Here is a 26561-nt window from a genome sequence, read left to right on the forward strand (position 1 = left end):
CAAACGCATCAGGACATTGGGCTCGCTGGCCTTGCTCGCGCCACTGGCGATGGCTGTTGGCAGCAGCGTTCAGGCTGCCGAAGCTTTCTCCAGCGAATCGAAGTGGATGACCGGCGATTGGGGCGGCACCCGCACCGAGTTGCTGGAAAAGGGCTATGACTTCACCCTCGATTACGTCGGCGAGGTTGCCGGTAACCTGCACGGTGGATACAACGACGACAAGACCGCGCGCTATAGCGACCAGTTCGCCCTGGGCGCGCACCTGGACCTGCAGAAAATCTTCGGCTGGCATGACGCCGAGTTCAAGCTGGCGATCACTGAGCGCAGCGGCCGCAACCTGTCCAACGACCGCATCAGCGATCCGCGCGCCGGGCAGTTCAGCTCGGTGCAGGAGGTGTGGGGCCGCGGCCAGACCTGGCGCCTGACCCAGATGTGGGTCAAGCAGAAGTACTTCGACGGTGCGCTGGACGTGAAATTCGGCCGCTTCGGCGAGGGCGAGGACTTCAACAGTTTCCCCTGCGACTTCCAGAACCTGGCCTTTTGCGGCTCGCAGGTGGGCAACTGGGTTGGCGGCATCTGGTACAACTGGCCGGTCAGCCAGTGGGCGCTGCGGGTGAAATACAACATCACTCCGGAATTCTTCGTTCAGGTCGGTGCCTTCGAGCAGAACCCTTCCAACCTGGAGACCGGCAACGGCTTCAAGCTCAGTGGCAGCGGCACCAAAGGCGCGATCCTGCCGGTGGAAGCGGTGTGGTCACCCAAGGTCAATGGCCTGCCGGGCGAGTACCGCCTAGGTTATTACTACAGCACGGCCAAGGCCGACGATGTGTTCGATGACGTCAACGGCAACCCGCAGGCGCTGACGGGCGAGGCCTTCAAGTCGCACTCCAGCAAGCATGGCTGGTGGGTGGTGGCACAGCAGCAGGTGACTGCCCATGGCGGCGACGTCAACCGTGGCCTGAGCCTGTTCGCCAACTTCACCGTGCACGACAAGGCCACCAACGTCGTCGACAACTATCAGCAACTGGGCTTGGTCTACAAAGGCGCATTCGACGCCCGGCCCAAGGACGATATCGGCTTTGGCGTGGCGCGCATTCATGTGAATGACGATGTGAAGAAACGCGCCGAACTGCTCAACGCCCAGAGCGGCATCAGCGATTACGACAACCCAGGCTTCGTGCCGCTGCAGCGTACCGAGTACAACGCCGAGCTCTACTACGGCTTCCACGTCACCAACTGGCTGACCGTGCGGCCCAACCTGCAGTACATCAAGAGCCCCGGCGGCGTGGATGAGGTGGACAACGCGCTGGTCGCAGGGTTGAAGATTCAGTCGTCATTCTGAGAGCAATTGTTGTAAATTTACGCCAATCCACTTCGGTACCCGGCAACCACTGGTCTTCAGTGGTTGTCGGGGATAGGCCGAGACAGCGCTATCTCAAACAACAAGAGCTCTGAACCATGCCCGAACATCCGCTCCATCGCTTCTTCATCTCGCAGCGGCCCCGGCCGACATTCGAGTGGGAGCGTTACCAGCAGCGCGATGTGCTGATCATCGACCATCCCCGTTGCCAGGCGGTGTTCAGCCGCCAGGGTGCGCAACTGCTGCATTTTCAACCAGCGGGTGAACGGCCCTGGCTGTGGTGCGCCGAGCAGTGGCCGCAGGTGGGGGCGATCCGCGGTGGCGTGCCGGTGTGCTGGCCATGGTATGGCCGCCACCCCAGTGAGGACTTGTGGCCCGCCCATGGCTGGGCGCGCCTGCTCGACTGGAAGCTGGTGGACAGTCGCGAGGACGAGGAGGGCGTAACCCTGAAATGGCGGCTGGACCTGTGCGACTGGCAGGTTGACCTGCATGCCCGGCTGGGTAGCCGCATGGAGCTGAGCCTGAGCACCGAGCACCAGGACAGCGAACCCTGCCAGCTGAGCCATGCCCTGCTGGCCTACTGGCGCATCAGTGACGTATCAGAGATAGCGCTGTCCGGGCTGGAGGATATCGAAGGCTACGACCGCCTGAACCGCCAGGCCTGCCGTGAAGATGGCGCGCTGAAGCTCAAGGGCGGTTGCCAGAAGGTCTACCCCGGCACGCCGCGGGTGCAATTGCAGGACCCGGCCTGGCAGCGCGAGCTGTGCATCGATACCGGTGACAGCGACGACACGGTGGTGTGGCACCCGGGCAACCGCCCGCTGATGGGCGTGACCGGGCGTGAATGCCAGCGCTTCGTCTGTGTCGAGGCCGCCAGCGGCAGTGGCGAGGGCCTGAGCCTGGCGCCGGGGCAGCGTGCCCACCTGCGCCTGCAGGCGCACCGGCTCAGTTGAGCTCGTCGTCCTCGATCGGGTAGCGGCTGGCGTTGAGGCTTTCCTTGATCTTGCGCAGGTGCGGCTGGAAGTCCACGCCGCGACGCAGGGTCATGCCGGTGGCCAGCACATCGAGCACGGTCAGCTGGATGATCCGCGAGGTCATCGGCATGTAGATGTCGGTGTCTTCCGGCAGCGGAATGTGCAGGCTCAGGCTGCAGGCATTGGCCAGTGGCGAACCGGCAGCGGTCAGGCCCAGTACCGAGGCGCCGTTTTCCCGGGCCAGGCGGGCCACCTCGACCAGTTCGCGGGTGCGCCCGGTGTAGGAGATGATGACGAACAGGTCGCCGGTGTGCGCCACCGAGGCCAGCATGCGCTGCATCAGCACGTCGGCGTGGGCCGATACTGCCAGGTTGAAGCGGAAGAACTTGTGCTGGGCGTCCAGCGCCACCGGGGCCGAGGCGCCCAGGCCGAAGAAGTGGATCTGCCGGGCCTGGATCATCATGTCCACGGCACGGCTGACCTGTTGCGGGTCGAGCTGCTGGCAGGCGCTGTCGAGCGAGGCGATGGCACTGGCGAAGATCTTCTGGGTGTAGGCTGCCGGGTCATCGTCAGCCTCCACCGCGCGGCTGACGTAGGCGGCGCCGCTGGCCAGGCTCTGCGCAAGCTGCAGCTTGAGCTCGGGGTAGCCGCTGACGCCGAACGAGCGGCAGAAGCGGTTGACGGTCGGTTCGCTGACCTTGGCCGCCTGGGCCAGCGCAGCGATGCTGAAACGGGTGGCTTGTTGCGGATTGAGCAGGATGACTTCGGCGACTTTGCGTTCGGCCTTATTCAGCTCGTCGAGGCGGCCCTGGATCTGTTCCAGGAGGTTTCGCACGCGGTCCATGGGTGTGTCCTTGGGTCGGGAAGACAGCCGGCTGTTGGAGCAGCAGGCTTTTTGCACGGTCGTCTATCGTACTGTCGGCGCGGTTGACGTACCACTTGTCTGTAACACTTGTGTGTAATGTTGTGGTTTTTACTACATTATCCCTTGAAAACCGTATGTGAAAGCGGTATTCCTAGACCAACTTTAGGAAAGAACCAACATCATGGCTGCGATCAGTGTCGAACCTTGCACCTTTGCCCTGTTTGGCGCCTTAGGCGACCTGGCATTGCGCAAGCTGTTTCCTGCCCTCTATCAGCTCGACCGGGCCAACCTGCTGCACCCGGAAACCCGCCTGCTGGCGCTGGCCCGCGAGGCCGGTAGCGCGCAGGGCCACCTGGACAGCATCGAGGCGCACCTGCGCCGGCATGTGCCCGAGGCCGATATCGAGCCCGCCGCACTGGGCCGTTTCCTCGCCAGGCTGAGCTACCAGCACCTGGATTTCCTCCAGCCCGAGGGCTATCAGGCCCTGGCCGAGCAGTTGCCGGACGAGCTGCCGCTGATTGCCTACTTCGCCACCGCTGCGGCGGTGTACGGGGCCATCTGCGAAAACCTCGACAAGGCCGGGCTGGCCGCACGCACCCGAGTGGTGCTGGAGAAGCCCATTGGCCACGACCTGGAGTCGTCGCGCCGGGTCAATGATGCTGTGGCTCGGTTCTTCCCAGAGAGCCGGGTCTACCGCATCGACCACTACCTGGGCAAGGAAACAGTGCAGAACCTGATCGCCCTGCGTTTCGCCAACAGCCTGTTCGAAACCCAGTGGAACCAGAATTCCATCTCCCATGTGGAGATCACCGTCGCCGAGAAGGTCGGTATCGAAGGCCGCTGGGGCTACTTCGACAAGGCCGGCCAGCTGCGCGACATGATCCAGAACCACCTGCTGCAGCTGCTGTGCCTGATCGCCATGGACCCGCCCAGCGAACTGTCGGCCGACGCCATCCGTGACGAGAAGGTCAAGGTACTCAAGGCCCTGGCACCGATCACTGGCGAAGGGCTGAGCACCCGTGTGGTGCGCGGCCAGTACATCGCCGGCTACAGCGATGGCAAGCCTGTGCCCGGTTACCTGGAAGAAGACAACGCCAACGCCCAGAGCGACACCGAAACCTTCGTCGCCCTGCGTGCCGACATCCGCAACTGGCGCTGGTCGGGGGTGCCGTTCTACCTGCGAACCGGCAAGCGCATGCCGCAGAAACTGTCGCAGATCGTCATCCACTTCAAGGAAACGCCGCACTACATCTTCGCTCCGGAACAGCGTTTGCAGATCGGTAACAAGCTGATCATTCGCCTGCAACCGGACGAAGGCATTTCTTTACGGGTGATGACCAAGGAGCAGGGCCTGGATAAAGGCATGCAACTGCGCAGCGGCCCGTTGCAGCTGAATTTCTCCGATACCTGGCGCAGTGCAAGGATCCCGGATGCCTACGAGCGGCTGTTGCTCGAAGTGATGCGCGGTAACCAGAACCTGTTCGTGCGCAAGGATGAAATCGAGTATGCCTGGAAGTGGTGCGACCAGCTGATTGCTGGCTGGCGTAACGCAGGCGATGCGCCCAAGCCGTACGCCGCAGGCTCCTGGGGGCCGATGAGCTCGATTGCACTGATCACACGCGATGGGAGGGCGTGGTATGGGGATATCTGAACTGAAACTGCCAGCGACTGTGACGGTACATGAGCTGGCGGATGCCAAGGCTCTGGCCGCAGCCCAGGCCCATGACGTGGCCGAGCGCCTGCGCGCAGCCATTGCCGCCAAGGGCCAGGCCTGCGTGGTGCTATCCGGCGGCCGTAGCCCGGTGCCGTTTCTCGAGAAGCTGGCCAGCGAAAACCTCGACTGGGCCAAGGTAACCGTCAGCCTGGCCGATGAGCGCTGGGTGCCGGTGGAGCATGCCGACAGCAACGCCGGCCTGCTGGCGCGCCACCTGTTCAAGGGCGCGGCGGCCAAGGCCCGCTTCGTTGGTCTTTACCAGCAGGCGGAGAACCTTGATGCCGCTGCAGGCAAGGCCGATCAGGCCTTGGCCGAGCTGCCGCCAATTGACGTACTGGTGCTGGGCATGGGGGATGATGGCCATACAGCTTCGCTGTTCCCCGCCAGCCCCAACCTGGAAGCAGGCCTCGACCTGGCCAACCCACGCCGCTGCCTGCCCTTGCTGGCACCGAGCGTGCCGCGCCAGCGCCTGTCGATGACCCGCTCGCTGCTGGCCAGCTCCGCCTTTACCGCGCTGTCCGTACAAGGGCAGGGCAAACTCGCTACCCTGCGCGCCGCGCTGGCTGGCACCGACCTTTCCGAAATGCCGATACGCGCTTTTCTTCACGCCCCCCTGGACATCTACTGGTGCCCATGAGCCAAGGATCCACAGTCATGACCACCCTCGAACGCCCACAGCCCAAGCTCTCGATGGCCGACAAAGCCGCACGGATCGACGCCATTTGCGAAAAGGCGCGCATCCTGCCGGTGATCACCATCGCCCGTGAGGAAGACATCCTGCCGCTGGCTGACGCCTTGGCTGCCGGCGGTATCCGTACCCTGGAAGTGACCTTGCGCTCGCAATATGGCCTGAAGGCCATCCAGGTGTTGCGCGAGCAGCGCCCGGAGCTTTGTGTCGGTGCCGGCACCGTGCTCGATCGTGGCATGTTCGCCGCGGTTGAAGCTGCGGGCGCGCAATTCATCGTTACGCCAGGTATTACCCAAGACATTCTCGAAGCGGGTGTGGACAGCGAGATCCCGCTGCTGCCAGGCATCAGCACGCCGTCCGAAATCATGATGGGCTACGCCCTGGGCTACCGCCGCTTCAAGCTGTTCCCGGCGGAGATCAGCGGCGGGGTAGCGGCGATCAAGGCCTTTGGCGGCCCGTTCGGCGATATTCGTTTCTGTCCTACGGGCGGGGTGAACCCGGCCAACGTGCGCAACTACATGGCGTTGCCCAATGTGATGTGTGTGGGTGGTACCTGGATGCTCGACAGCAGCTGGATCAAGAACGGCGACTGGGCGCGGATCGAAGCGTGCAGCGCGGAGGCGATGGCGCTGCTAGACGCCAACTGAATTTGTTGTGTGCTTTACGGCTTGTGGGGCGCTTGGTCGGCGCCCCTTTTTTTGCCTGGAGATCTTGCAGCGCCTGTACCGGCCCTTTCGCGGGTGAACCCGCTCCCACAGGTACTGTACAGATGCTAAGTGCAGCGCGATCCCTGTGGGAGCGGGTTCACCCGCGAAGAGGCCGGCACAGGCCAACAAAAAAGCCCGCATCAAACGATGCGGGCTTTTGCATTCATCACGCTACAGTTCAGGCCGCCTTGGCTTCCTGCTGGCTCAACGAGCGGTTCAGCGCGCTGAACAATGCCTTGAAGCTGGCCGTGGTGATGTTTTCGTCGATACCCACACCATGCACCGGGCGGCCACCGGCCACGCGCAGTTCGATATAGGCCGCGGCCTTGGCATTGGTGCCGGCGCCAATGGCATGCTCGTTGTAGTCCATGATCTCCACGGCAATCGGCAGGCCGGCCACCAGTGCTTCCAGTGCGCCGTTGCCCTTGCCGCGCCAGTGCAGGGTGGTTTCGCCTTCACCGGCGACTTCCACTTCCACGGCGCTGTGGCCGTTCTCTTCCTGCAGACGGTGGCTGACCAGCGCATACGGGGAGTTGGCCTGCAGGTATTCCTTGTGCAGCAGGCTGTAGATCTGCTGGGCGGTCATTTCCAGGCCCAGGCGGTCGGTTTCACCCTGTACTACCTGGCTGAATTCGATCTGCATGCGGCGCGGCAGGCTGATGCCGTATTCCTGCTCGAGCAGGTAGGTGATGCCGCCTTTGCCCGACTGGCTGTTGACGCGGATTACCGCCTCGTAGCTGCGACCGATGTCGGCCGGGTCGATCGGCAAGTAAGGTACTTCCCACAGTTCGCCTTCCTGCTGCTTGGCGAAGCCCTTGCGGATGGCGTCCTGGTGCGAGCCGGAGAACGCGGTGTGGACCAGGTCGCCCACGTACGGGTGGCGTGGGTGTACCGGCAGCTGGTTGCATTCTTCGACCACCTTGCGCACGCCGTCGATGTCGGAGAAGTCCAGCAGCGGGTCGATGCCCTGGGTGTAGAGGTTCAGCGCCAGGGTCACCAGGTCGACGTTACCGGTACGCTCGCCGTTGCCGAACAGGCAGCCTTCGGCACGATCGGCGCCGGCCATCAGGCCCAGCTCGGTGGCGGCAATGCCAGTGCCGCGGTCGTTGTGGCAGTGCAGGCTGATGATCACGCTGTCGCGACGGCTGACATTACGGCAGAACCACTCGATCTGGTCGGCGTAGATGTTCGGGGTGGACACTTCCACGGTGGCCGGCAGGTTGAGGATGATCTTGTGCTCGGGGGTCGGGTTCCACACCTCGATGACCGCGTCGCAGACTTCCTTGGCGAACTCCATCTCGGTGGCGCTGAAGGTTTCCGGCGAGTACTGGAAGGTCCACTGGGTTTCCGGTTGCTGGGCGGCGTACTTGACGAACAGCTTGGCCGCGTTCACCGCGATGTCCTTCACGCCTTGCTTGTCCTGGTTGAAGACAATACGGCGGAACGACGGGCTGGTGGCGTTGTACAGATGGACGATGGCCTTCTTCGCCCCGCGCAGCGATTCGAAGGTACGGGCGATGAGGTCTTCACGGGCCTGGGTCAGCACCTGGATGGTGGTGTCGTCCGGGATGTGGCCGTCTTCGATCAGCATGCGCACGAAGTCGAAATCGGTCTGCGAGGCGGATGGGAATGAGGCTTCGATTTCCTTCACGCCAACCTGCACCAGGGTCTTCCAGAAGCGCAGTTTCTTCTCCGAATCCATCGGCTCGATCAGCGACTGGTTGCCATCACGCAGGTCGGAGCTGCACCAGATTGGCGCGGCGGTGATGGTCTTCGACGGCCAGGTACGGTCAGGCAGGTCGATGGTCGGGAAAGCGCGGTATTTCTTCGAAGGGTCTTTGAGCATGGTCATGGAAGCAATCCTTTTGTGTGCGGCCGAGATCGGGCCTGCCGAGCGATAACGAGATAAAAGGCGAGGCGACGCGATTCAGCCTGGTAGTCGGGCGCTGACCAGGCAGAGGCTGCGATGTTGTCGGAGCAGGATGAGGGTGCTGAAGGTTTTCATGCCTTCAACCCTAACCAGTGGGGTGGGTGATGGCAAGCGTTCAGGAAAAATTGAGAGGAATGCTTAAAAAAAGCTGAAAGGCGAGATTTTATGGCATGAAAGCAAGGCTGGCTTATTGATTGTTGCGCAGTATTTTTCGATGGCGCAACACAGTTGAACTGATGTCGACTGTGCTGGCCCTTTCGCGGGTGAACCCGCTCCCACAGGTGCAGCGCCATCCCTGTGGGAGCGGGTTTACCCGCGAAGAGGCCGGCACAGGCAGTACCGCTCTCAGGGCTGGAACGCACCAATGAAAATCGCCGGATCCACCCGCGCATCGTTCAGGCTGACGTTCCAGTGCATATGTGGCCCGGTAGCCCGCCCGGTCGAGCCCACGCGCCCCACCACCTCGCCCCGGCGCAGCTGCTGCCCCACCTGCACATCGATCTTCGACATATGGCAGAACATGCTGATAAAGCCCTGCCCGTGGTCGACGAACACCGTACGGCCATTGAAGAAGTAATCGCCCACCAGGATCACCTTGCCATTGGCCGGGGTCTTGATCGGCGTGCCGGCCGGTACCGCGAAGTCCAGCCCGGCATGCGGGTTGCGTTCTTCGCCATTGAAGAAACGGCGCACGCCGAACTTGCTCGACAGCGGGCCACTGACTGGCTTGTCGAGAATCAGGTTGCTGGGCAGGGTCGGGCTGAAGCTGCGGTATGCCTTGATCTGCTCGGCCAGCTCACGATCGATGCGCTTGAGGTCGGCCGGGTTCGGGTTGACCTGGCGGGTGTTCTTCAGGGTGATGCGCTGCTCGGGGTATTTCTTGCTACCGACCGTGAAGGGCAGGGTACGGCCGCCCTGGCTCAGCATCGCGGTGCCGGGCTTCTGGGTCAGCGGGATGCCGACGATGGCCAGCCAGTTGTCCTGCTCCTTCACCACCAGCACCGGTTTGCCGTCGAAGCGGGCGCTGGGCGCGCTGGCGGCGGGGCCGAGGTCGACCACCGCCACGCCGCCGGGTACCGGCTTGTTCAGTGTGCGGGTGATGTAGCTGGCCTGGGCGCCGCCGGCCAGCAGCAGGAGGGAAAGGGCAAGCAGGGGCGCGAGCAGGCGGGGCATGTGTCAGTCCAGAAGTGAGAAGGTGACCGGGGTCAGGTGGTTGTCTTCGACCCGCACCAACAGCTCGCCTTCGTTCAGGCGGGCGGTCAGGCGCTGGCCATTGCGGGTCTGTTCGGCGCTGCGGATGGCCTGGCCCTGTTCGTCCAGCAGGATGCTGTAGCCGCGGGCGAGGGTGGCCAGCGGGCTGACCACCTGAAGCGTCTGCAACTGGGCCTGGAAGCGCTGGCGGCGGTCCTTGAGCACCTCGCGCATGGCCCGTGGCAGGCGCTCGGCCAGGCTGTCCAGGCGTTGGCCCAGCATTTTCAGGGTTCGCCCCGGGTGCTGCGCGGCGAGGCGGGTGTCCAGGCGTGCCAGGCGCTCGTGGCGCTGGTTGAGGTTGAGCATGAACGCGCGGCGCAAGCGCATGTCCAGGTCGTCCAGGCGTTGGGCCTGCTGGCGCAGGCGCTCGCCCGGGTGACGCAGGCGCCGGGTCAGTGACTCCAGGCGCAGGCGGTCGTGGGTCAGGCGGTTCTGCATGCGCAGCAGCAGGCGCCGTTGCAGGCCATCCAGGCGTTGCTGCAGGCCACTGTTGTCGGGGGCCAGCAGCTCGGCGGCAGCAGACGGTGTAGGCGCGCGCACGTCGGCGACAAAGTCGCTGATCGAGACATCGGTCTCATGGCCCACGGCGCTGACAATCGGCGTGACACAGGCGGCCACGGCTCGCGCCACTGCTTCTTCGTTGAAGCACCACAAGTCTTCAAGCGAGCCGCCCCCCCGGGCCAGGATCAGCGCATCGAACCCCAGGCTATCGGCCAGGCGGATCGCGCGCACGATCTGTGCAATGGCTTCGCGGCCCTGCACTGCGGTGGGGATCAGGTTCAGTTCCACTTGCGGGGCGCGGCGACCGAACACACTGATGATGTCGCGGATCACTGCGCCGGTGGGCGACGTAATGATGCCGATGCGCTGCGGGTGGGCCGGCAGCGGCTGCTTGCGTTCGGCGCTGAACAGCCCCTCGGCACCGAGCTTCTCTTTCAATGCCTCGAAGGCCAGGCGCAAGGCGCCATCACCGGCCGGCTCGACGGTGTCGAGAATCAGCTGGTAATCGCCACGCCCTTCGAACAGCGAAACCTTGCCGCGTACCCGCACCGCCAGACCGTCGCGCAGGGCCTGGCGCACCCGCGTGGCGTTCTGCCGGAACAGCGCGCAGCGCACCTGTGCGCCGCTGTCCTTGAGGGTGAAGTACATGTGGCCGGACGCCGGGCGGGCGAGGTTGGAAATCTCGCCTTCCACCCACACGCTGCGGAACACGTCTTCCAGCAGCACGCGGGCGCGGCCGTTGAGTTGGCTGACGGTAAGGACCTCGCGGTCCAGGCCGAGTCGTTCGAAAGGGTCTCTGATCATGGCGGGCATCATAAAGGACATCGGCCCCGGTTGTCTGTCCCGGCCCTATCGCCGGCAAGCCGGCTCCCACAGGTATCGCGCTGGCTTGGGCCTCATGCTGTCCCTGTGGGTGCCGGCCCAGCCCTTTGGGCTGCGCTGTCGCGTAGATAACTGAAAGTGCAAGCAGTCCGCATACCCTGTGGGAGCGGCTTTAGCCGCGAAGAATCCAACGCGGTGCATGGCACCGGCCGCGCCGGTGTTCGCGGCTAAAGCCGCTCCCACAGGGCCCCTGCTAATTCAATGAGTTACGTGCAGTTGTATGGGGGCCGGCCCTTCAGGCCTGCATCGCCGTCACGAACTGGCGAACCATCGAGCCTGCGTCACGCCTGCAAGCCATCGCCACAGTACTCTCACACCCCCCCTCCAGCGCCACGAAGCTGACCGACGCCGGCGCAATCTCACGCATGCATTCCGGCAACAACGCCACCCCAAACCCCGCCTGAATCAACTGCAACTGGGTGGTCTTGCGCGACAGCACCTGCGCTGCTCGCGGGAAAAAGCCTGCCTCCATGCACATCGAGGCCGACAGGTAGCTCAGCCCGCCACGGTCCCGGTGCGGAATGGAAATGAAGCGCTCTTCCCGCAGTTGTTCCAGTTTCACCTGTGGCGCGCGGGCCAAGGGATGCGCGGCGGCGACCGCCAGCAGCAGGGGTTCGCTGAACAGTTCATGCAGCACCACCCCTTCATGCTGGCGCAGCACCGGCAAGCGCAGCAGGCCGATATCCAACCGCCCGGCAGCGATATCCTCCAACTGCGCCTCCGACGACTGCTGGGCAATTTCCAGCGAAACCCCTGGGTTGTCGCGCAAGTAACCACCCAGGCGAGCCAGCAGCGGGCCGGTCAGCGGCACTGTACTGGAGTGGTTCAGGCGCAGACTGCCCTGCAACCCTTCGCCAATATCGCGGGTAACCCTCTCGGCCTGCGCTAGGTCGGCCAGCAAGCGCCGCGCCCGTTCCAAAAAGGCCTGGCCAGCCAATGTCAGGCGCGGCAGGCGCGCGGTGCGTTCGAACAGCGGCGTGCCCAGTTGCTGCTCCAGTTCCTTGATCTGCCGGCTCAGCGCCGACTGGGCGATGTACAGCCGCTCGGCGGCAGCGCTGAAGCTGCCGCATTCGGCGATTTCCACGAAGTAACGCAGTTGGCGGATCGACGTCATGTCATGCCTTTTCGAGATGAGTGTGGCGACAAAGGCATATTAGTCGGCATGGCTCATGGCTGGCTAACCTTTGCCTGTCTTCCCAGGAACTGCTGCCATGCTCGCCCAACTGTCGTTTTCCGGCCTCGACTGGCTGCCTATCCTGCTTGGTGTCGGCGCTGCCTACATCGTCTTCGGCATCGCCGGTTTCGGCACCGCGCTGGTGGCCGGCCCAGTGCTGATCCACTTCATGCCGCTGTCGCGGATCATTCCGCTGCTGGTGCTGCTGGACTTCGTCGCCGCCTTCGGCAACCTGCTGCCCTCGCGCCGCGATGTCGTGCGCGGCGAACTGCTGCGGCTGCTGCCGTTCATGGCCATTGGCTGCGCGCTGGGTGTGGTATTCCTGCTACAGCTGAAGTCAGACCTGTTGCTGCTGCTGATGGGGCTGTTCGTCACGGCGTATGCCCTGTACGGGCTGGCGGTGAAGGTACGGCCGGCCAGTCTGTCGGGTTTCTGGGCAATGCCGATGGGCACGGCAGGCGGGCTGTTCGGCGCCTTGTTCGGCAGCGGCGGCTTCCTTTATGCGCTGTACCTGAGCGCGCGGCTGGAGGTGAAGGAACAGGTGCGCGCTACCCAGAGCGCGCTGATCAGTTGCAGTACGGTGGTGCGGCTGACGCTGTTCCTTATCGCAGGCGTCTATGCCGACCAGAGCCTGCTGTTGCTCGCCGCCTGCCTGTTGCCGGTCATGCTCGTCGGCCTCTGGGCAGGGCGCAGGCTTACCCATCGGCTGTCTCGCGAAGCCTTCGTGCGCCTGGTCACCTGGCTGGTGCTGGCCAGCGGCCTGGCGCTGATCGGTCGCTACCTGAGCGCCTGAGCAGGCGGTAGAATTGCGCTATTACCGCAGTTTTTCAGGCTTGCCCCGTTCATGAACACCCAGAGCATCATCGTTCCCAAGCTTTCTACCGTCCCGGTGCACGAAGCCCGTGCCCGCGCCATCCTGCGCTGGCTGGTGCGCGAGAAAGTCGTCGAGGAACAGCTGACCACCTGTGGCCGCACCGGCAATCGCATGGGCCATGCCCTGGCCGAAGGTGCCCGCAAAGTGGCCCTGCATCCGGAGAAACTGCCCTTCGGCGAACAGGTCAACGGCCTGGAGGTGATGCTCAAGCGCTGCATCTATACCCCTACCGAAGGTTTCCTCGAAGAGGCCGGTTGCCCCGAGTGCCGGCGCGAGGTGGGTGAGCCGCTGTTCGAAAGCCTGGAAGAATGGATGCCGGCAGTCAGCGACAACTTCACCTGCCCGTTGTGCGGCTTCGAAGATGACATCAATGGCTTCATTTACCTGCAGCCATGTGCCTTTTCCAACCTGGGGTTCATCTTCAACAACTGGGGCGAGGCCGGGTTCACCCAGGCCTTTCTCGACAGCTTCGCCGACTGGCTCGACCAGCCGGTGGCCGTGGTACAGGTAAAACTGCCACAAGGCTGACCGAAGGCCCTTATTTTGCATTGAGCGGCGCGCCGTGCATGAGTATAATGGCGCGCTTCCATTTTTCCCGCCCGGGAGCCCCCGCGATGCTGCGTATCAGCCAAGAAGCCCTGACCTTCGACGATATCCTCCTTGTACCTGGCTATTCCGAGGTACTGCCTAATGAAGTCAGTCTCAAGACCCGTTTGACCCGTGGCATCGAGCTGAACATTCCGCTGGTATCCGCTGCCATGGATACCGTGACCGAAGCGCGCCTGGCCATTGCCATGGCCCAGGAAGGCGGCATCGGCATCATCCACAAGAACATGACCATCGAACAGCAGGCCAGCGAAGTCCGCAAGGTCAAGAAGTTCGAGGCTGGCGTGGTCAAGGACCCGATCACCATCGACGCCGACGCCACCGTGCGCGACCTGTTCGACCTGACCCGCCTGAACAACATCTCCGGCGTTCCGGTGCTGGCGAACGGCGACCTGGTCGGTATCGTCACCTCCCGTGACGTGCGCTTCGAAAGCCGCCTGGACGCCAAGGTCCGCGACGTGATGACCCCGAAAGAGCGTCTGGTCACCGTCCGCGAAGGCGCCGACAAGAACGAAGTCCGCGAGCTGCTGCACAAGCACCGCCTGGAAAAAGTCCTGATCGTTGACGACAAGTTCAACCTCAAGGGCATGATGACCGTCAAGGACATCGAAAAGGCCAAGGCCTACCCGCTGGCCAGCAAGGACGACCAGGGTCGCCTGCGCGTCGGCGCCGCGGTCGGCACCGGCAAGGACACCGGCGAGCGTGTTGCCGCCCTGGTGGCTGCTGGCGTTGACGTGGTTGTGGTCGATACCGCCCACGGTCACTCCAAAGGTGTGATCGATCGCGTTCGCTGGGTCAAGGAAACCTACCCGCAAGTGCAGGTGATCGGCGGCAACATCGCCACCGGCGCTGCCGCCAAGGCTCTGGCCGAAGCTGGCGCTGACGCGGTCAAGGTCGGTATCGGCCCAGGCTCGATCTGCACCACCCGTATCGTTGCCGGCGTAGGCGTGCCGCAAATCAGCGCCATCGCCAACGTTGCCGCTGCACTGGAAGGCACTGGCGTGCCACTGATCGCCGACGGCGGCATCCGCTTCTCGGGTGACCTGTCCAAGGCCATCGTTGCCGGTGCTTCCTGCGTGATGATGGGTTCGATGTTCGCCGGTACCGAAGAGGCTCCGGGTGAAGTCGAACTGTTCCAGGGCCGTTCCTACAAGGCCTACCGCGGCATGGGCTCGCTGGGTGCCATGGCACAGGCGCAAGGCTCGTCCGACCGCTACTTCCAGGACTCCTCGGCCGGCGCCGAGAAGCTGGTACCGGAAGGCATCGAAGGCCGTGTTCCCTACAAGGGCGCCCTGGCCGCGATCATCCACCAGCTGATGGGCGGCCTGCGTTCGTCCATGGGCTACACCGGCAGCGCAACCATCGAAGAGATGCGCACCAAGCCGGAGTTCGTGCGCATCACCGGTGCCGGCATGGCCGAGTCCCACGTGCATGACGTGCAGATCACCAAAGAAGCCCCTAACTACCGCGTAGGCTGAGGCTTCCAGCTACAACAGAAAGCGGGGCTGTCATGACAGCCCCGCGTCGTTTCCGATTTCCACTGACGAGATTGAGTCATGGCCCTCGACATTCACGCTCACCGCATCCTGATCCTCGATTTCGGTTCCCAGTACACCCAGCTGATCGCCCGCCGCGTGCGCGAAATCGGCGTGTACTGCGAGCTGCATCCGTTCGACATGGACGATGAAGCGATCCGCGAATTCAACCCGCGCGGCATCATCCTCGCCGGCGGCCCCGAGTCGGTCCACGAAGCCAACAGCCCGCGCGCCCCGCAGGCGGTGTTCGACCTGAACGTACCAGTGTTGGGCATCTGCTACGGCATGCAGACCATGGCCGAGCAGATGGGCGGCAAGGTCGAAGGTTCCGACCTGCGTGAATTCGGTTATGCCCGCGTGGACGTGGTTGGCAAGAGCCGCCTGCTCGACGGCATCGAAGACCACATCGACGCCGACGGCTTGCTGGGCCTGGACGTGTGGATGAGCCACGGCGACAAGGTCACCCAGATGCCGGGCAACTTCCACGTGCTGGCCAGCACCCCGAGCTGCCCGATCGCTGGCATGTTCGACGACGCGCGCGGTTACTACGGCGTGCAGTTCCACCCGGAAGTGACCCACACCAAGCAGGGCGGTCGCATCCTGTCCCGCTTCGTGCAGGACATCTGCGGCTGTGAAGCCCTGTGGACTCCGTCCAACATCGTCGAAGACGCCATTGCCCAGGTGCGTGAGCAGGTCGGTTCGGCCAACGTCCTGCTGGGCCTGTCCGGCGGCGTCGACAGCTCCGTCGTTGCCGCACTGCTGCACCGCGCCATCGGCGACCAGCTGACCTGCGTATTCGTGGACAACGGCCTGCTGCGCCTGCACGAAGGTGACCAGGTGATGGCCATGTTCAAGGAGAACATGGGCGTCAAGGTCATCCGCGCCGACGCTGAAAAGCAGTTCCTCGACAACCTGGCCGGCGAAGCCGACCCGGAGAAGAAGCGCAAGATCATCGGCCGCACCTTCATCGACGTGTTCGATGCCGAAGCCAGCAAGCTGGAAAACATCCAGTTCCTCGCCCAAGGCACCATCTACCCGGACGTGATCGAGTCGGCGGGTGCCAAGAGCGGCAAGGCCCACGTGATCAAGTCGCACCACAACGTCGGTGGCCTGCCGGAGGAAATGAACCTCAAGCTGGTCGAGCCGCTGCGTGAACTGTTCAAGGACGAAGTGCGCAAGATCGGCCTGGAGCTGGGCCTGCCGTACGACATGGTCTACCGCCACCCGTTCCCGGGCCCGGGCCTGGGCGTGCGTATCCTTGGTGAAGTGAAGAAGGAATACGCCGACATCCTGCGTCGCGCCGACCACATCTTCATCGAAGAGCTGCGCAAGGCCGACTGGTACCACAAGACCAGCCAGGCATTCGTGGTGTTCCAGCCGGTCAAGTCGGTCGGCGTTGTCGGCGACGGCCGTCGCTACGCCTGGGTCGTGGCCCTGCGCGCCGTCGAGACCGTGGACTTCATGACCGCGCGTTGGGCGCACCTGCCGTACGAGCTGCTGGAAACCGTCAGCGGCCGTATCATCAACGAAATCGATGGTATCTCGCGCGTTACCTACGACGTGTCGAGCAAGCCGCCAGCGACTATCGAGTGGGAATGATCGGGTAGCCAGCTCAGGCTGGTGCCCGTAGGCACGGATACACCAGAAAGCCCGCATAATTGCGGGCTTTCTGGTTCTTGCTCATTCAGATTTGCTTATTCTTTTGGCTTTTTGGCAAATAGCGCTTTCTGGTAGACATTATAGGAAAGCAACCTGCTCTTCACCGCGACGAACTCATCGCCCTCCACGCGCTGCGGGTGCTTTTCCTGCGGGTCATTCTCGATATTGTATTTGGTCAGGGTGTCCGAACTGAATTCGTATATGTATTTGTAAGGGTGCTCCACCAAGGCTGACGCCAGTTGGTCAAAGAACGTGGACATGAAAAATGTGCGTTTGCCATGTTCCCTCAACAAGCTGATGCCTTGGACAGACAGGGGCGACTCGATCACGCCAAAAAAGTCGGCGACCGTGGGCGCAACATCGATCTGGTGACTGGTCGTTGTGGCGGGTTTGGGCAGTGACTTTTCCTTGGCCCAGAAAATCAGGGGTACGGTCACTTCTTCTTCGTGCATGGAAGCGTTGTGAATGAAGAGACCGTGCTCACCAAACGACTCACCGTGGTCACCCACGAGCACGAATAATGTCGAGTCCAGAAGGCCTTGCTTGTCGAATGATGTCAGCATTTCACCCAGTACGCTGTCTGTTCTGGCTATGCAGTCTTCATACTTTTCCAGCTCGCTCAGTAATGGGGGCCCTTGGCTGCATTGGTAGGGGTAGTGGGCTGCGCTTGGGAAGTAGAGTGCGATGAAACCCTGGCCATTCTTTTTTATCTTCTCCAGGTAAGAGATGCTGGCCGAAAACAGCTGTTCATCACTCTCACCGAAGCTACTGGCGTGTTGTGAGCGATTTTCGGCGTGGGTGATCTCCGAAACTGCATAGGCATTCGATACGCCGATGGACTTCAGGAAACCCTCCATGTTTTCGAATTGCAGGTACAGCGAGCTGAATGCGACGGCTTCCATGTTTTTCCTGTTTTTCAGCTCATGGATGACGCTGGGTTGTAGCAGGTACATGGCCTCTTTGATTTCAATATCTGGGTAGGCGTGCAGCCCCGTCAGGATCGCGTGGTAGCCTTTGGACGAGTGAGGCACTGATACGTACGTTTTGAAGAGCATGCCCTCCCGAGAGAGCTTATCGAAGGTGGGATACCTCTCGGCGGTTTTGATGTCGGGCGCAAAAACGCTGTTCCAGCGCACCGACTCCAGAATGATGAAGACCAGGTTCTTGAAGTCTGGTGTGGCATGAGATTGAAGTTTTCGGATGTCGTTGACGCTGGTTAGCGGGTAGGCGGGTTGTTCGAATGGCAGCGGCGGTCTATGCGGAGCTGCATTCAAGAAGGTGGTGCTTCTGAGTGTTGTGACCAGCGGACTGACGACAATATTTTCGTTCAGGTGATAGCGTGCGTCTTTGGCATGGATGGAGCCGATGAGCAGGGCGCCTATCACCAGCAGCGACGCCCAGAGGTGTTGTCTTTTCTTCGTGCGCTGTTCTTTATAAGCGATGTAGGTTGCCAGCCCAGCGAAAGACCAGGTCACCAGGTAGGCAAGAAAAAGCACAAAGACAATGAACCTGAATGTGTGCCCGAACCCGGCGGCTTGGGTGAGGAACACCTCGGCTCCGGAGGTCAGGTTGCTTGCGTTCTGCAGGCTGTAGCGTATCAGTTGCCAGTCCAGTGGCTTCAGCCATAGCTCCCGAACTCGCATGTCCACCAGCAGGAACAGCAGCAAGGCGCCTGAGGCGATGCTTAACAGATAAAAATTGAATTTGTTTCTGGTAATGGTGGTGGCAGCAATCACAAAGAAGGCGACCACCAGCAGCACGTCTTGAAGCAAGTACAGAGCAATATCGAGAACACCGGTCTCCACCCATCGATAGGAGAAAAACTCGATCAGGATGATCTTCGGTGCCAGAAGAAGGCCTGAAGTGAGCAGCAGCGAAAAATACAGTAATGAATTCCTGTGCCACATGGTGTCAAACCTTCGCATTCACAGAGCAGGCGTCTTGTCTGAAGCGATAAGGCGGGCAGAAGGCCAGCACCTGTGCACCCCGTCTGTTGAACTTAAGCAGCCCACCCTGAATCGGGCAAGTCAGCCCCTGGGCGTCAGTTTGGTACCGGGGGGAGCAGGTTGCCACAGGTGGTCGGGGCAGATAACCGGTCGTGCGACAAGACTTCACTTAATCTTTCGCAAATGCAGGTGTATCGTATTCGCCCTTCATCGCCAGCCCCTGCTGGCAGACTGATTGCGCAGAATGAGGTACCCGCACCGATGTCCTTTACTCGTCGACAAATGCTCAAAGGCCTCACTGGCCTGGTTGTGGTGGGCCTGGGCGCCGGAGGCGCGGCCCGCTACTGGCTGGGCAAGGTCGAGGACGAGAACGCAGGGCACGACTACGAGCTTATTGCCGCGCCTCTGGATGTGGAACTGGTACCGGGTTTCAAGACCGAAGCCTGGGCCTTCGGCCCGTCGGCACCAGGTACCGAGTTGCGCGTACGCCAGGGCACCTGGCTGCGGGTGCGCTTCATCAACCACCTGCCGGTCGAAACCACCATCCACTGGCACGGTATCCGCCTGCCGCTGGAAATGGACGGTGTGCCCTATGTGTCGCAACTGCCAGTCAAGCCGGGCGAGTATTTCGACTACAAGTTCCGTGTGCCAGACGCCGGCAGCTACTGGTACCACCCGCATGTCAGCAGTTCCGAAGAGCTGGGCCGTGGCCTGGTCGGCCCGCTGATCGTCGAGGAGCGCGAGCCGACCGGGTTCAAGCATGAACGCACGCTCAGCCTGAAGAACTGGCACGTGGACGAGCAGGGCGCCTGGCTGCCTTTCAGCATTCCGCGTGAGGCCGCGCGCAACGGCACCGCCGGGCGCCTGATCACTATCAATGGCCAGGCCGATTCGGTCACCGAGCTGCCAGCCGGCCAGGTTGTGCGGGTGCGTCTGCTTAACCTGGACAACACCTGGACCTACCGCATCAACCTCAAGGGCAACTGCGAGGCAAAAATCTATGCTCTGGACGGCAATCCGGTAACCCCGCGCCCATTGGACGATGACTACTGGCTCGGCCCAGGCATGCGTATCTGCCTCGCTATCCGTATTCCTGAGGCGGGGGAGGAGATCTCACTGCGCGACGGTTTCGTGCGCCTGGGCACCCTACGTTCGGTTGCCAGCAACGACGCGCCAAGTGACTGGCCGCCGGCGCTACCGCCCAACCCGATCGCCGAGCCGGACCTGGAGAATGCCGAAAAGCTCAACTTCAATTTCGAGTGGGCGGCGAAAGTCTCGGTCACTACGGACCAGGATAAGCCGTCGAGCATGTGGCAGATCAACGGCCAGGCCTGGGACATCACCGACAAGACCTGCGCCGAGCGCCCCATTGCCACGTTGCAGAAGGGCAAGAGCTACATCTTCGAGCTGAAGAACATGACCCAGTACCAGCACCCGATCCACCTGCACGGCATGAGCTTCAAGGTGATCGGCTCCAACCGTCATGAAATCAAGGAGCCGTGGTTCACCGATACCTACCTGCTGGGCAAGAACGAGCGCGCCCAGGTGGCGCTGGTGGCGGATAACCCGGGCACCTGGATGTTCCACTGCCACGTCATCGACCACATGGAAACCGGCCTGATGGCCGCGATCGCGGTGGTCTGATGCGCCCGCAGATCATCGATCGCAGTCGCGATCAGGAATTCATGCGCCTGGCCCTGGCCCTGGCCGCCGAAGGTGCGGCCATGGGCGAGGTGCCGGTGGGCGCGGTACTGGTGCAGCATGGGCAGGTGATCGGGCAGGGCTTCAACCGGCCGATCATCGACAGTGACCCCAGTGCGCACGCCGAGATGGTGGCCATTCGCGCGGCGGCGAAATCCGCCAGTAACTACCGGCTACCCGGCAGCACCCTGTATGTGACCCTGGAGCCGTGCAGCATGTGTGCTGGGTTGATCGTGCATTCGCGGGTGATGCGAGTGGTATTCGGTGCGCTGGAGCCCAAGGCGGGGATCGTGCAGAGCCAAGGGCAGTTCTTCGGGCAGGGCTTCCTGAACCACCGGGTGATGGTGGAGGGCGGGGTGCTGGCGGAGGAGTGCGGGCAGATCCTCAGTGACTTCTTCAAGGCTCGCCGAGCCAAGTCTTGACCTGTTCCGGCCCCTTCGCGGGCACGCCCGTTCCTACAGGTACACCGCAGGCCTGAGGAGATTGATATTCCTGTGGGAGCGGGCGTGCCCGCGAAGAGGCCGGTGCAGGCCTACATCGGCGGCGACTGCTCCGCCGGCTTGTCCTTGTTCACCCCGGGCACATGCAGGCTGCCCTCGGCCACCTGGCCTTCGAGCTGCGGCTGGGTCACCCAGGTGAGGATGTCGTAGTAGCGACGGATGTTGGCCACGAAATGCACCGGCTCGCCGCCACGTGCATAGCCGTATTTGGTCTGTCGATACCACTGCTTCTGCGACAGCCGCGGCAGCATCTTCTTCACGTCCAACCACTTGTTCGGGTTGAGCTTCTCGCGCTTGGCCAGGGTGCGGGCGTCTTCCAGGTGGCCGCTGCCGACGTTGTAGGCAGCCAGGGCGAACCAGGTGCGGTCCGGTTCCTGGATGCTGTCGTCGAGCTCTTCCTTGATCTTCATGAAGTACTTGGCGCCGCCCTGGATGCTCTGTTTCGGGTCCAGGCGGTTGGACACGCCCATGGCCTGGGCGGTGCGCTGGGTCAGCATCATCAGGCCGCGCACGCCGGTCTTGGAGGTGACCTCGGGCTGCCACATCGATTCCTGGTAGCCGATGGCGGCCAGCAGGCGCCAGTCCACCTGCTCGACCTTGGCGTAGCTCTTGAAGTGCTTCTCGTACTTGGGCAGGCGCTGCTGCAGATGCTGGGCGAAAGTGTAGGCACCCACATAGCCCAGTACGTCGACATGGCCGTAGTAGCGGTCCTTCAGGCGTTGCAGGGTGCCGTTCTTCTGCGCCTTGTCGAGGAACTCGTTGACCTCGTTGAGCAGGCTGTTGTCTTCACCGGCCGCCACCGCCCAGCGCTGGTCGCGGGTGTCGCCCAGGTCGAAGGCAACCCGCACGTTGGGGAAGTACACCTGGTTCATCGCCAGCTCGTTGGAGTCGACCAGGGTCAGGTCGATCTGGCCTTCATCGACCATGCGCAGCAGGTCGACCACCTCGACGGCGTCGGATTCCTCGTATTCCAGGCCCGGGTACTGCTTTTTCAGCTCGGCCAGCTGGTCGGCATGGCTGCTGCCCTTGAGCACCATGATCTTCTTGCCGACCAGGCCCTTGGCGTTGGTGGGGCGCGTGCGGCCGTTGCGGTAGATGACCTGTGGGGTCACTTCCAGATAAGGGTGGGAGTACCTGACCTGGGCCTTGCGCCGTTCGCTGGTGACCAGGCCGGCCGCTGCCAGCACCGGGCCGGAGGGCTTGCCGAGGCTGTCATACAGCTCATCGAGGTTGTCGGCGGTCTCGATCTGCAGCTTCACGCCCAGATCTTCGGCGAAATGCTGGACCAACTCGTATTCGAAGCCGGTTTCGCCGTTGCGGTCCTGGAAGTAGGTGGCCGGGCTGTTGCGGGTGATCACGCGCAGCACGCCATCCTCCTTCACGCGCTCGAGGGTGCTGGGTTTTTCAACGCAGGCACCGAGCAGCAGAAAGAGTCCGGTTGCGAAAAGCCATCTGGCGCAACGCTGGCGCAAAGCAGTGTGGGCGAACATAGGTTGCAGTATACGCAAAGGACTGGCCCAACCATATCTCGACAACTGTTAGCTTGTCTGGTAGCGGGTTCTGTGCTTTGGGGGCTTGCCTTTGGAGGTTCAGCGCCTGGGAGATCGAGCGCCGCGCGGGCGGCGCTCGATTTCACAGGCGCTAAATCTCTAAAGGTAGGCCCCCTGAATTCTGACCCGCAAGTCCGGTTCCGCCGCCCGGCAGCCGTGGCTTAGAGCGGGTGCCGAAACCCTTCGAATTAGGCTAGAATGCACGGCCTCTAAGCACACCCCTTCCTGAGGCTGTCCCGACGATGTTGATCCTGCGCGGCGCTCCTGCCCTTTCTGCCTTTCGCCACGGTAAATTACTCGAGCAACTGAGCCAGAAAGTCCCCGCTGTTACTGGTTTGTATGCCGAATTTGCCCATTTCGCCGATGTCGACGGCGAGCTGACCGCCGACCAGCAGCAGGTGCTGGGGCGTCTGCTCAAGTACGGCCCGAGCGTGCCGGTACAGGAGCCGAGCGGCCGCCTGTTCCTGGTCGTGCCGCGCCTGGGCACCATTTCGCCGTGGGCCAGCAAGGCCAGCGACATCGCTCACAACTGCGGCCTGCAGTCGATCCAGCGCCTGGAGCGCGGTATCGCCTACTACGTTGCCGGCAACCTGAGCGAAGCCGACGCCGAACTGATCGCCGCCGAGCTGCACGACCGCATGACCCAGCGCGTGCTCGGCCAGCTGGAGCAGGCCGCTGACCTGTTCAGCCATGCCCAGCCCAAGCCGATGACCTCGGTGGACATCCTCGGCGGTGGCCGTGATGCCCTGGCCAAGGCCAACATCGACCTGGGCCTGGCCCTGGCCGAAGACGAGATCGACTACCTGGTCAACGCCTTCCAGGGCCTCAAGCGCAACCCGAACGACATCGAACTGATGATGTTCGCCCAGGCCAACTCCGAGCACTGCCGCCACAAGATCTTCAACGCCAGTTGGGACATCGACGGCCAGGCTCAGGAAAAGAGCCTGTTCGGCATGATCAAGAACACCTACCAGATGCACAACGAAGGCGTGCTGTCTGCGTACAAGGACAACGCCTCGGTGATCGTCGGCAACGTTGCCGGCCGTTTCTTCCCGAACCCTGAAACCCGCCAGTACGGCGCGGTGCAGGAGCCAGTGCACATCCTGATGAAGGTCGAGACGCACAACCACCCGACTGCCATCGCCCCGTTCTCCGGCGCCTCCACCGGCTCCGGCGGCGAAATCCGCGACGAAGGCGCGACCGGCCGTGGCGCCAAGCCCAAGGCTGGCCTGACCGGCTTCACCGTGTCCAACCTGCGTATCCCGGGCTTCGAACAGCCGTGGGAGCAGGCCTACGGCAAGCCTGAGCGCATCGTCGACGCCCTCGACATCATGATCGAAGGCCCACTGGGTGGCGCTGCGTTCAACAACGAATTCGGTCGCCCGGCCCTGACCGGCTACTTCCGTACCTTCGAGCAGGCCATCAACACCCCGCACGGTGAAGAAGTTCGCGGCTACCACAAGCCGATCATGCTGGCCGGTGGCATGGGCAACATCCGTGAAGACCACGTGCAGAAAGGCGAGATCACTGTCGGCGCCAAGCTGATCGTGCTCGGCGGCCCGGCCATGCTGATCGGTCTGGGCGGCGGCGCCGCTTCGTCGGTGGCGACCGGTGCCAGCTCGGCTGACCTCGACTTCGCTTCGGTACAGCGCGAAAACCCGGAAATGGAGCGCCGTTGCCAGGAGGTCATCGACCGCTGCTGGCAGCTGGGCGACAACAACCCGATCGCCTTCATCCACGACGTTGGCGCCGGTGGTATCTCCAACGCCTTCCCGGAACTGGTCAACGACGGTGGCCGTGGTGGCCGCTTCGAACTGCGCAACGTGCCCAACGACGAGCCGGGCATGGCCCCGCACGAAATCTGGAGCAACGAATCGCAGGAGCGTTACGTGCTGGCCGTCAGCGCCGTCGACTTCGAGCGCTTCAAGGCAATCTGCGAGCGTGAGCGTTGCCCGTTTGCCGTAGTGGGTGAAGCGACTGAAGAGAAGCACCTGACCGTAAGCGACAGCCATTTCGGCAACACGCCGGTAGACATGCCGCTCGACGTACTGCTGGGCAAGCCGCCACGCATGCACCGTTCGGTTACCCGCGAAGCCGAGCTGGGCGATGACTTCGACCCGAGCAAGCTGGACCTGGACAACGCCGTTCAGCGCGTCCTCAGCCACCCGGCCGTGGCCAGCAAGAGCTTCCTGATCACCATCGGCGACCGCACCATCACCGGCCTGGTAGCTCGTGACCAGATGGTCGGCCCGTGGCAGGTACCGGTGGCCGACTGCGCCGTCACCGCCACCAGCTTCGACGTCTACACCGGTGAAGCCATGGCCATGGGCGAGCGTACCCCGCTGGCTCTGCTGGATGCTCCGGCGTCCGGCCGCATGGCAATTGGCGAGACACTGACCAACCTGGCTGCCTCGCGCATCGAGAAGCTGTCCGACATCAAACTGTCGGCCAACTGGATGTCTGCCGCCGGCCACCCAGGTGAAGACGCCCGCCTGTACGACACCGTCAAGGCTGTCGGCATGGAGCTGTGCCCGGAGCTGGGCATTACCATTCCGGTCGGCAAAGACTCGATGTCGATGAAGACCAAGTGGAGCGACGAGGGCGTAGAGAAGAGCGTTACCTCGCCAATGTCGCTGATCATCACCGGCTTCGCCCCGGTCACCGACATCCGCAAGACCCTGACCCCGCAACTGCGCATGGACAAGGGCGAGACCGACCTGATCCTGATCGACCTGGGCCGCGGCAAGAACCGCATGGGCGCTTCGATCCTGGCACAGACCTACGGCAAGATCGCTGCCCAGGCACCGGACGTCGATGATGCCGAAGACCTGAAGGCGTTCTTCGCCGTGATCCAGGGCCTGAACGAAGATGGTCACCTGCTGGCCTACCATGACCGTTCCGACGGCGGCCTGGTCACCACCGTGCTGGAAATGGCCTTCGCCGGCCACTGCGGCCTCGACCTGCACCTCGACCCGCTGACCGACAGCAAAGGCGACGTGCCGGCCATCCTCTTCAACGAAGAACTGGGCGCGGTCATCCAGGTTCGCCAGGATGCCACCCCGGACGTACTTGCACAGTTCAGCGCCGCTGGCCTGGGTGAAGGCTGCGTCGCGGTGATCGGCAAGCCGGTCAACAACGGTGAAGTGTCCATCAGCCTGAACGGCGAAGTGCTGTTCGACGACGACCGCCGCATGCTGCAGCGCCAGTGGGCCGAGACCAGCTACCAGATCCAGCGCCTGCGCGACAACGCCGACTGCGCCGATCAGGAATTCGACCTGCTGCTCGAGGAAGACAACCCGGGCCTGTCGGTCAAGCTGGGCTTCGACGTCAACGACGACATCGCCGCGCCGTACATCAAGAAGGGCGTGCGTCCGCAAGTGGCCATCCTGCGCGAGCAGGGCGTCAACGGCCAGGTCGAGATGGCAGCCGCCTTCGACCGCGCCGGCTTCGCCGCCATCGACGTGCACATGAGCGACATCCTCGCCGGCCGTGTCGACTTCGAAGCCTTCAAGGGCCTGGTCGCCTGCGGTGGCTTCTCCTACGGTGACGTGCTGGGTGCCGGTGAAGGCTGGGCCAAGTCGGCGCTGTTCAACAGCCGCGCCCGTGACGCCTTCCAGGCCTTCTTCGAGCGCACCGACAGCTTCGCCCTGGGCGTGTGCAACGGTTGCCAGATGATGTCCAACCTGCACGAACTGATCCCGGGCACCGAGCACTGGCCGCACTTCGTGCGCAACCGCTCGGAGCAGTTCGAGGCGCGTGTGGCCATGGTCGAAGTGCAGAAGTCCAACTCGATCTTCCTGCAGGGTATGGCCGGTTCGCGCATGCCGATCGCCATCGCCCACGGTGAAGGCCATGCCGAGTTCGCCAGCGAAGAAGCACTGCTGGCAGCCGACCTGTCCGGTTGCGTGGCCCTGCGCTACGTCGACAACCACGGCAAGGTCACCGAAGCCTACCCGGCCAACCCGAACGGCTCGCCGCGTGGTATCACCGGCCTCACCAGCCGCGACGGCCGCGTGACCATCATGATGCCGCACCCGGAGCGTGTGTTCCGTGCCGTGCAGAACTCCTGGCGCCCGGATGAGTGGCAGGAAGATGCCGCGCTGATGCGTATGTTCCGTAACGCACGGGTGTGGGTGAACTAAGG

The 26561-nt window shown here is 62.9% G+C and carries 19 protein-coding genes; 12 read left to right on the forward strand and 7 right to left on the reverse strand.

Translation table 11 applies throughout. The annotated features are described in order from the left end of the window. Window positions 1-49: 49 nt before the first annotated feature. A complete protein-coding gene (locus RR51_RS04795; RefSeq protein WP_230397116.1) occupies window positions 50-1342 on the forward strand; it encodes a carbohydrate porin in 1293 nt (430 codons plus the stop codon). Between the two features lie 116 nt (window positions 1343-1458). Continuing rightward, complete coding sequence (locus RR51_RS04800; RefSeq protein ID WP_039612766.1) at window positions 1459-2313, forward strand: D-hexose-6-phosphate mutarotase; 855 nt, start codon at window positions 1459-1461, stop codon at window positions 2311-2313. Here the strand turns inward: RR51_RS04800 and hexR are convergent. Next, a complete protein-coding gene (gene hexR, locus RR51_RS04805; protein WP_169774905.1) occupies window positions 2306-3169 on the reverse strand; it encodes a DNA-binding transcriptional regulator HexR in 864 nt (287 codons plus the stop codon). The genes RR51_RS04800 and hexR overlap by 8 nt on opposite strands. Before the next feature lie 211 nt (window positions 3170-3380). Here hexR and zwf point away from each other — a divergent pair, with 211 nt between their 5' ends. Genes zwf through RR51_RS04820 form a run of 3 tightly spaced genes read left to right on the forward strand, consistent with a single transcriptional unit; the run spans window position 3381 to window position 6248 of the window. After that, on the forward strand, window positions 3381-4850 hold the full coding sequence (zwf, locus tag RR51_RS04810; RefSeq protein WP_013971130.1) for a glucose-6-phosphate dehydrogenase: 1470 nt from the start codon (window positions 3381-3383) through the stop codon (window positions 4848-4850). Next, the gene (gene pgl, locus RR51_RS04815; RefSeq protein WP_015269101.1) at window positions 4837-5550 is read left to right on the forward strand and encodes a 6-phosphogluconolactonase; all 714 of its coding nucleotides are present in this window, start codon (window positions 4837-4839) and stop codon (window positions 5548-5550) included. The genes zwf and pgl overlap by 14 nt, the downstream gene beginning before the upstream one ends. Before the next feature lie 17 nt (window positions 5551-5567). Next, window positions 5568-6248, forward strand: a complete 681-nt coding sequence (locus tag RR51_RS04820; protein ID WP_039612767.1) for a bifunctional 4-hydroxy-2-oxoglutarate aldolase/2-dehydro-3-deoxy-phosphogluconate aldolase — start codon at window positions 5568-5570, stop codon at window positions 6246-6248. A gap of 238 nt (window positions 6249-6486) precedes the next feature. Here RR51_RS04820 and leuA read toward each other — a convergent pair whose 3' ends face one another. The 4 genes from leuA to RR51_RS04840 all read right to left on the reverse strand — a co-directional run bounded on the left by leuA (window position 6487) and on the right by RR51_RS04840 (window position 11986). Further along, window positions 6487-8160: a 2-isopropylmalate synthase gene (gene leuA, locus RR51_RS04825; protein ID WP_013971133.1), complete on the reverse strand. Its 1674-nt coding sequence runs from the start codon at window positions 8158-8160 to the stop codon at window positions 6487-6489. A 423-nt stretch (window positions 8161-8583) separates the two neighbouring features. Then, window positions 8584-9411 carry a M23 family metallopeptidase gene (locus RR51_RS04830; RefSeq protein ID WP_015269103.1) on the reverse strand — a complete coding sequence of 276 codons (828 nt, stop codon included), beginning with the start codon at window positions 9409-9411 and terminating at the stop codon, window positions 8584-8586. 3 nt (window positions 9412-9414) lie between these two features. After that, window positions 9415-10794, reverse strand: a complete 1380-nt coding sequence (xseA, locus tag RR51_RS04835; protein WP_039612768.1) for an exodeoxyribonuclease VII large subunit — start codon at window positions 10792-10794, stop codon at window positions 9415-9417. 313 nt (window positions 10795-11107) lie between these two features. Continuing rightward, window positions 11108-11986, reverse strand: coding sequence for a LysR family transcriptional regulator (locus RR51_RS04840; protein WP_039612769.1), 879 nt, complete (start codon window positions 11984-11986; stop codon window positions 11108-11110). A 97-nt stretch (window positions 11987-12083) separates the two neighbouring features. Between RR51_RS04840 and RR51_RS04845 the strand changes: the two genes are divergently transcribed. The 4 genes from RR51_RS04845 to guaA all read left to right on the forward strand — a co-directional run bounded on the left by RR51_RS04845 (window position 12084) and on the right by guaA (window position 16660). Further along, on the forward strand, window positions 12084-12839 hold the full coding sequence (locus tag RR51_RS04845) for a sulfite exporter TauE/SafE family protein (RefSeq protein WP_013971137.1): 756 nt from the start codon (window positions 12084-12086) through the stop codon (window positions 12837-12839). Between the two features lie 51 nt (window positions 12840-12890). Then, window positions 12891-13448, forward strand: a complete 558-nt coding sequence (locus RR51_RS04850) for a hypothetical protein (protein WP_003257977.1) — start codon at window positions 12891-12893, stop codon at window positions 13446-13448. Window positions 13449-13534: 86 nt separating this feature from the next. Next, window positions 13535-15004, forward strand: a complete 1470-nt coding sequence (guaB, locus tag RR51_RS04855; RefSeq protein WP_013971138.1) for an IMP dehydrogenase — start codon at window positions 13535-13537, stop codon at window positions 15002-15004. A 78-nt stretch (window positions 15005-15082) separates the two neighbouring features. Next, window positions 15083-16660, forward strand: coding sequence for a glutamine-hydrolyzing GMP synthase (gene guaA, locus RR51_RS04860; protein ID WP_015269106.1), 1578 nt, complete (start codon window positions 15083-15085; stop codon window positions 16658-16660). 95 nt (window positions 16661-16755) lie between these two features. On the opposite strand, the gene RR51_RS04865 is transcribed toward guaA, so the two are convergent. Further along, window positions 16756-18627 (reverse strand): LTA synthase family protein, encoded by a 1872-nt coding sequence (locus RR51_RS04865; RefSeq protein ID WP_039612770.1) that lies wholly within the window; start codon window positions 18625-18627, stop codon window positions 16756-16758. 300 nt (window positions 18628-18927) lie between these two features. Between RR51_RS04865 and RR51_RS04870 the strand changes: the two genes are divergently transcribed. Continuing rightward, a complete protein-coding gene (locus tag RR51_RS04870; protein ID WP_039612771.1) occupies window positions 18928-20310 on the forward strand; it encodes a multicopper oxidase family protein in 1383 nt (460 codons plus the stop codon). Continuing rightward, window positions 20310-20789: a tRNA adenosine(34) deaminase TadA gene (gene tadA, locus RR51_RS04875; protein ID WP_013971157.1), complete on the forward strand. Its 480-nt coding sequence runs from the start codon at window positions 20310-20312 to the stop codon at window positions 20787-20789. Before RR51_RS04870 ends, tadA begins: the two co-directional genes overlap by 1 nt. A 110-nt stretch (window positions 20790-20899) precedes the next feature. On the opposite strand, the gene mltF is transcribed toward tadA, so the two are convergent. After that, on the reverse strand, window positions 20900-22357 hold the full coding sequence (gene mltF / locus RR51_RS04880) for a membrane-bound lytic murein transglycosylase MltF (protein ID WP_015269112.1): 1458 nt from the start codon (window positions 22355-22357) through the stop codon (window positions 20900-20902). Window positions 22358-22659: 302 nt separating this feature from the next. Here mltF and purL point away from each other — a divergent pair, with 302 nt between their 5' ends. Next, the gene (purL, locus tag RR51_RS04885; protein ID WP_015269113.1) at window positions 22660-26559 is read left to right on the forward strand and encodes a phosphoribosylformylglycinamidine synthase; all 3900 of its coding nucleotides are present in this window, start codon (window positions 22660-22662) and stop codon (window positions 26557-26559) included. Window positions 26560-26561: the final 2 nt, after the last annotated feature.

It is taken from the genome of Pseudomonas sp. C5pp, from assembly GCF_000814065.1.
In the GTDB taxonomy this organism is placed as follows: domain Bacteria; phylum Pseudomonadota; class Gammaproteobacteria; order Pseudomonadales; family Pseudomonadaceae; genus Aquipseudomonas; species Aquipseudomonas asiatica.

What these genes read in the sequence shown, in the direction of transcription:
- RR51_RS04830 (WP_015269103.1), bottom strand. Translation starts at nt 9,411, where the DNA reads ATGCCCCGCCTGCTCGCGCCCCTGCTTGCCCTTTCCCTCCTGCTGCTG.
- RR51_RS04840 (WP_039612769.1), bottom strand. Translation starts at nt 11,986, where the DNA reads ATGACGTCGATCCGCCAACTGCGTTACTTCGTGGAAATCGCCGAATGC.
- leuA (WP_013971133.1), bottom strand. Translation starts at nt 8,160, where the DNA reads ATGACCATGCTCAAAGACCCTTCGAAGAAATACCGCGCTTTCCCGACC.
- purL (WP_015269113.1), top strand. Translation starts at nt 22,660, where the DNA reads ATGTTGATCCTGCGCGGCGCTCCTGCCCTTTCTGCCTTTCGCCACGGT.
- RR51_RS04800 (WP_039612766.1), top strand. Translation starts at nt 1,459, where the DNA reads ATGCCCGAACATCCGCTCCATCGCTTCTTCATCTCGCAGCGGCCCCGG.
- xseA (WP_039612768.1), bottom strand. Translation starts at nt 10,794, where the DNA reads ATGATCAGAGACCCTTTCGAACGACTCGGCCTGGACCGCGAGGTCCTT.
- RR51_RS04820 (WP_039612767.1), top strand. Translation starts at nt 5,568, where the DNA reads ATGACCACCCTCGAACGCCCACAGCCCAAGCTCTCGATGGCCGACAAA.
- guaB (WP_013971138.1), top strand. Translation starts at nt 13,535, where the DNA reads ATGCTGCGTATCAGCCAAGAAGCCCTGACCTTCGACGATATCCTCCTT.
- zwf (WP_013971130.1), top strand. Translation starts at nt 3,381, where the DNA reads ATGGCTGCGATCAGTGTCGAACCTTGCACCTTTGCCCTGTTTGGCGCC.
- RR51_RS04845 (WP_013971137.1), top strand. Translation starts at nt 12,084, where the DNA reads ATGCTCGCCCAACTGTCGTTTTCCGGCCTCGACTGGCTGCCTATCCTG.
- RR51_RS04870 (WP_039612771.1), top strand. Translation starts at nt 18,928, where the DNA reads ATGTCCTTTACTCGTCGACAAATGCTCAAAGGCCTCACTGGCCTGGTT.
- mltF (WP_015269112.1), bottom strand. Translation starts at nt 22,357, where the DNA reads ATGTTCGCCCACACTGCTTTGCGCCAGCGTTGCGCCAGATGGCTTTTC.
- tadA (WP_013971157.1), top strand. Translation starts at nt 20,310, where the DNA reads ATGCGCCCGCAGATCATCGATCGCAGTCGCGATCAGGAATTCATGCGC.
- RR51_RS04850 (WP_003257977.1), top strand. Translation starts at nt 12,891, where the DNA reads ATGAACACCCAGAGCATCATCGTTCCCAAGCTTTCTACCGTCCCGGTG.
- pgl (WP_015269101.1), top strand. Translation starts at nt 4,837, where the DNA reads ATGGGGATATCTGAACTGAAACTGCCAGCGACTGTGACGGTACATGAG.
- RR51_RS04865 (WP_039612770.1), bottom strand. Translation starts at nt 18,627, where the DNA reads ATGTGGCACAGGAATTCATTACTGTATTTTTCGCTGCTGCTCACTTCA.
- guaA (WP_015269106.1), top strand. Translation starts at nt 15,083, where the DNA reads ATGGCCCTCGACATTCACGCTCACCGCATCCTGATCCTCGATTTCGGT.
- RR51_RS04795 (WP_230397116.1), top strand. Translation starts at nt 50, where the DNA reads ATGGCTGTTGGCAGCAGCGTTCAGGCTGCCGAAGCTTTCTCCAGCGAA.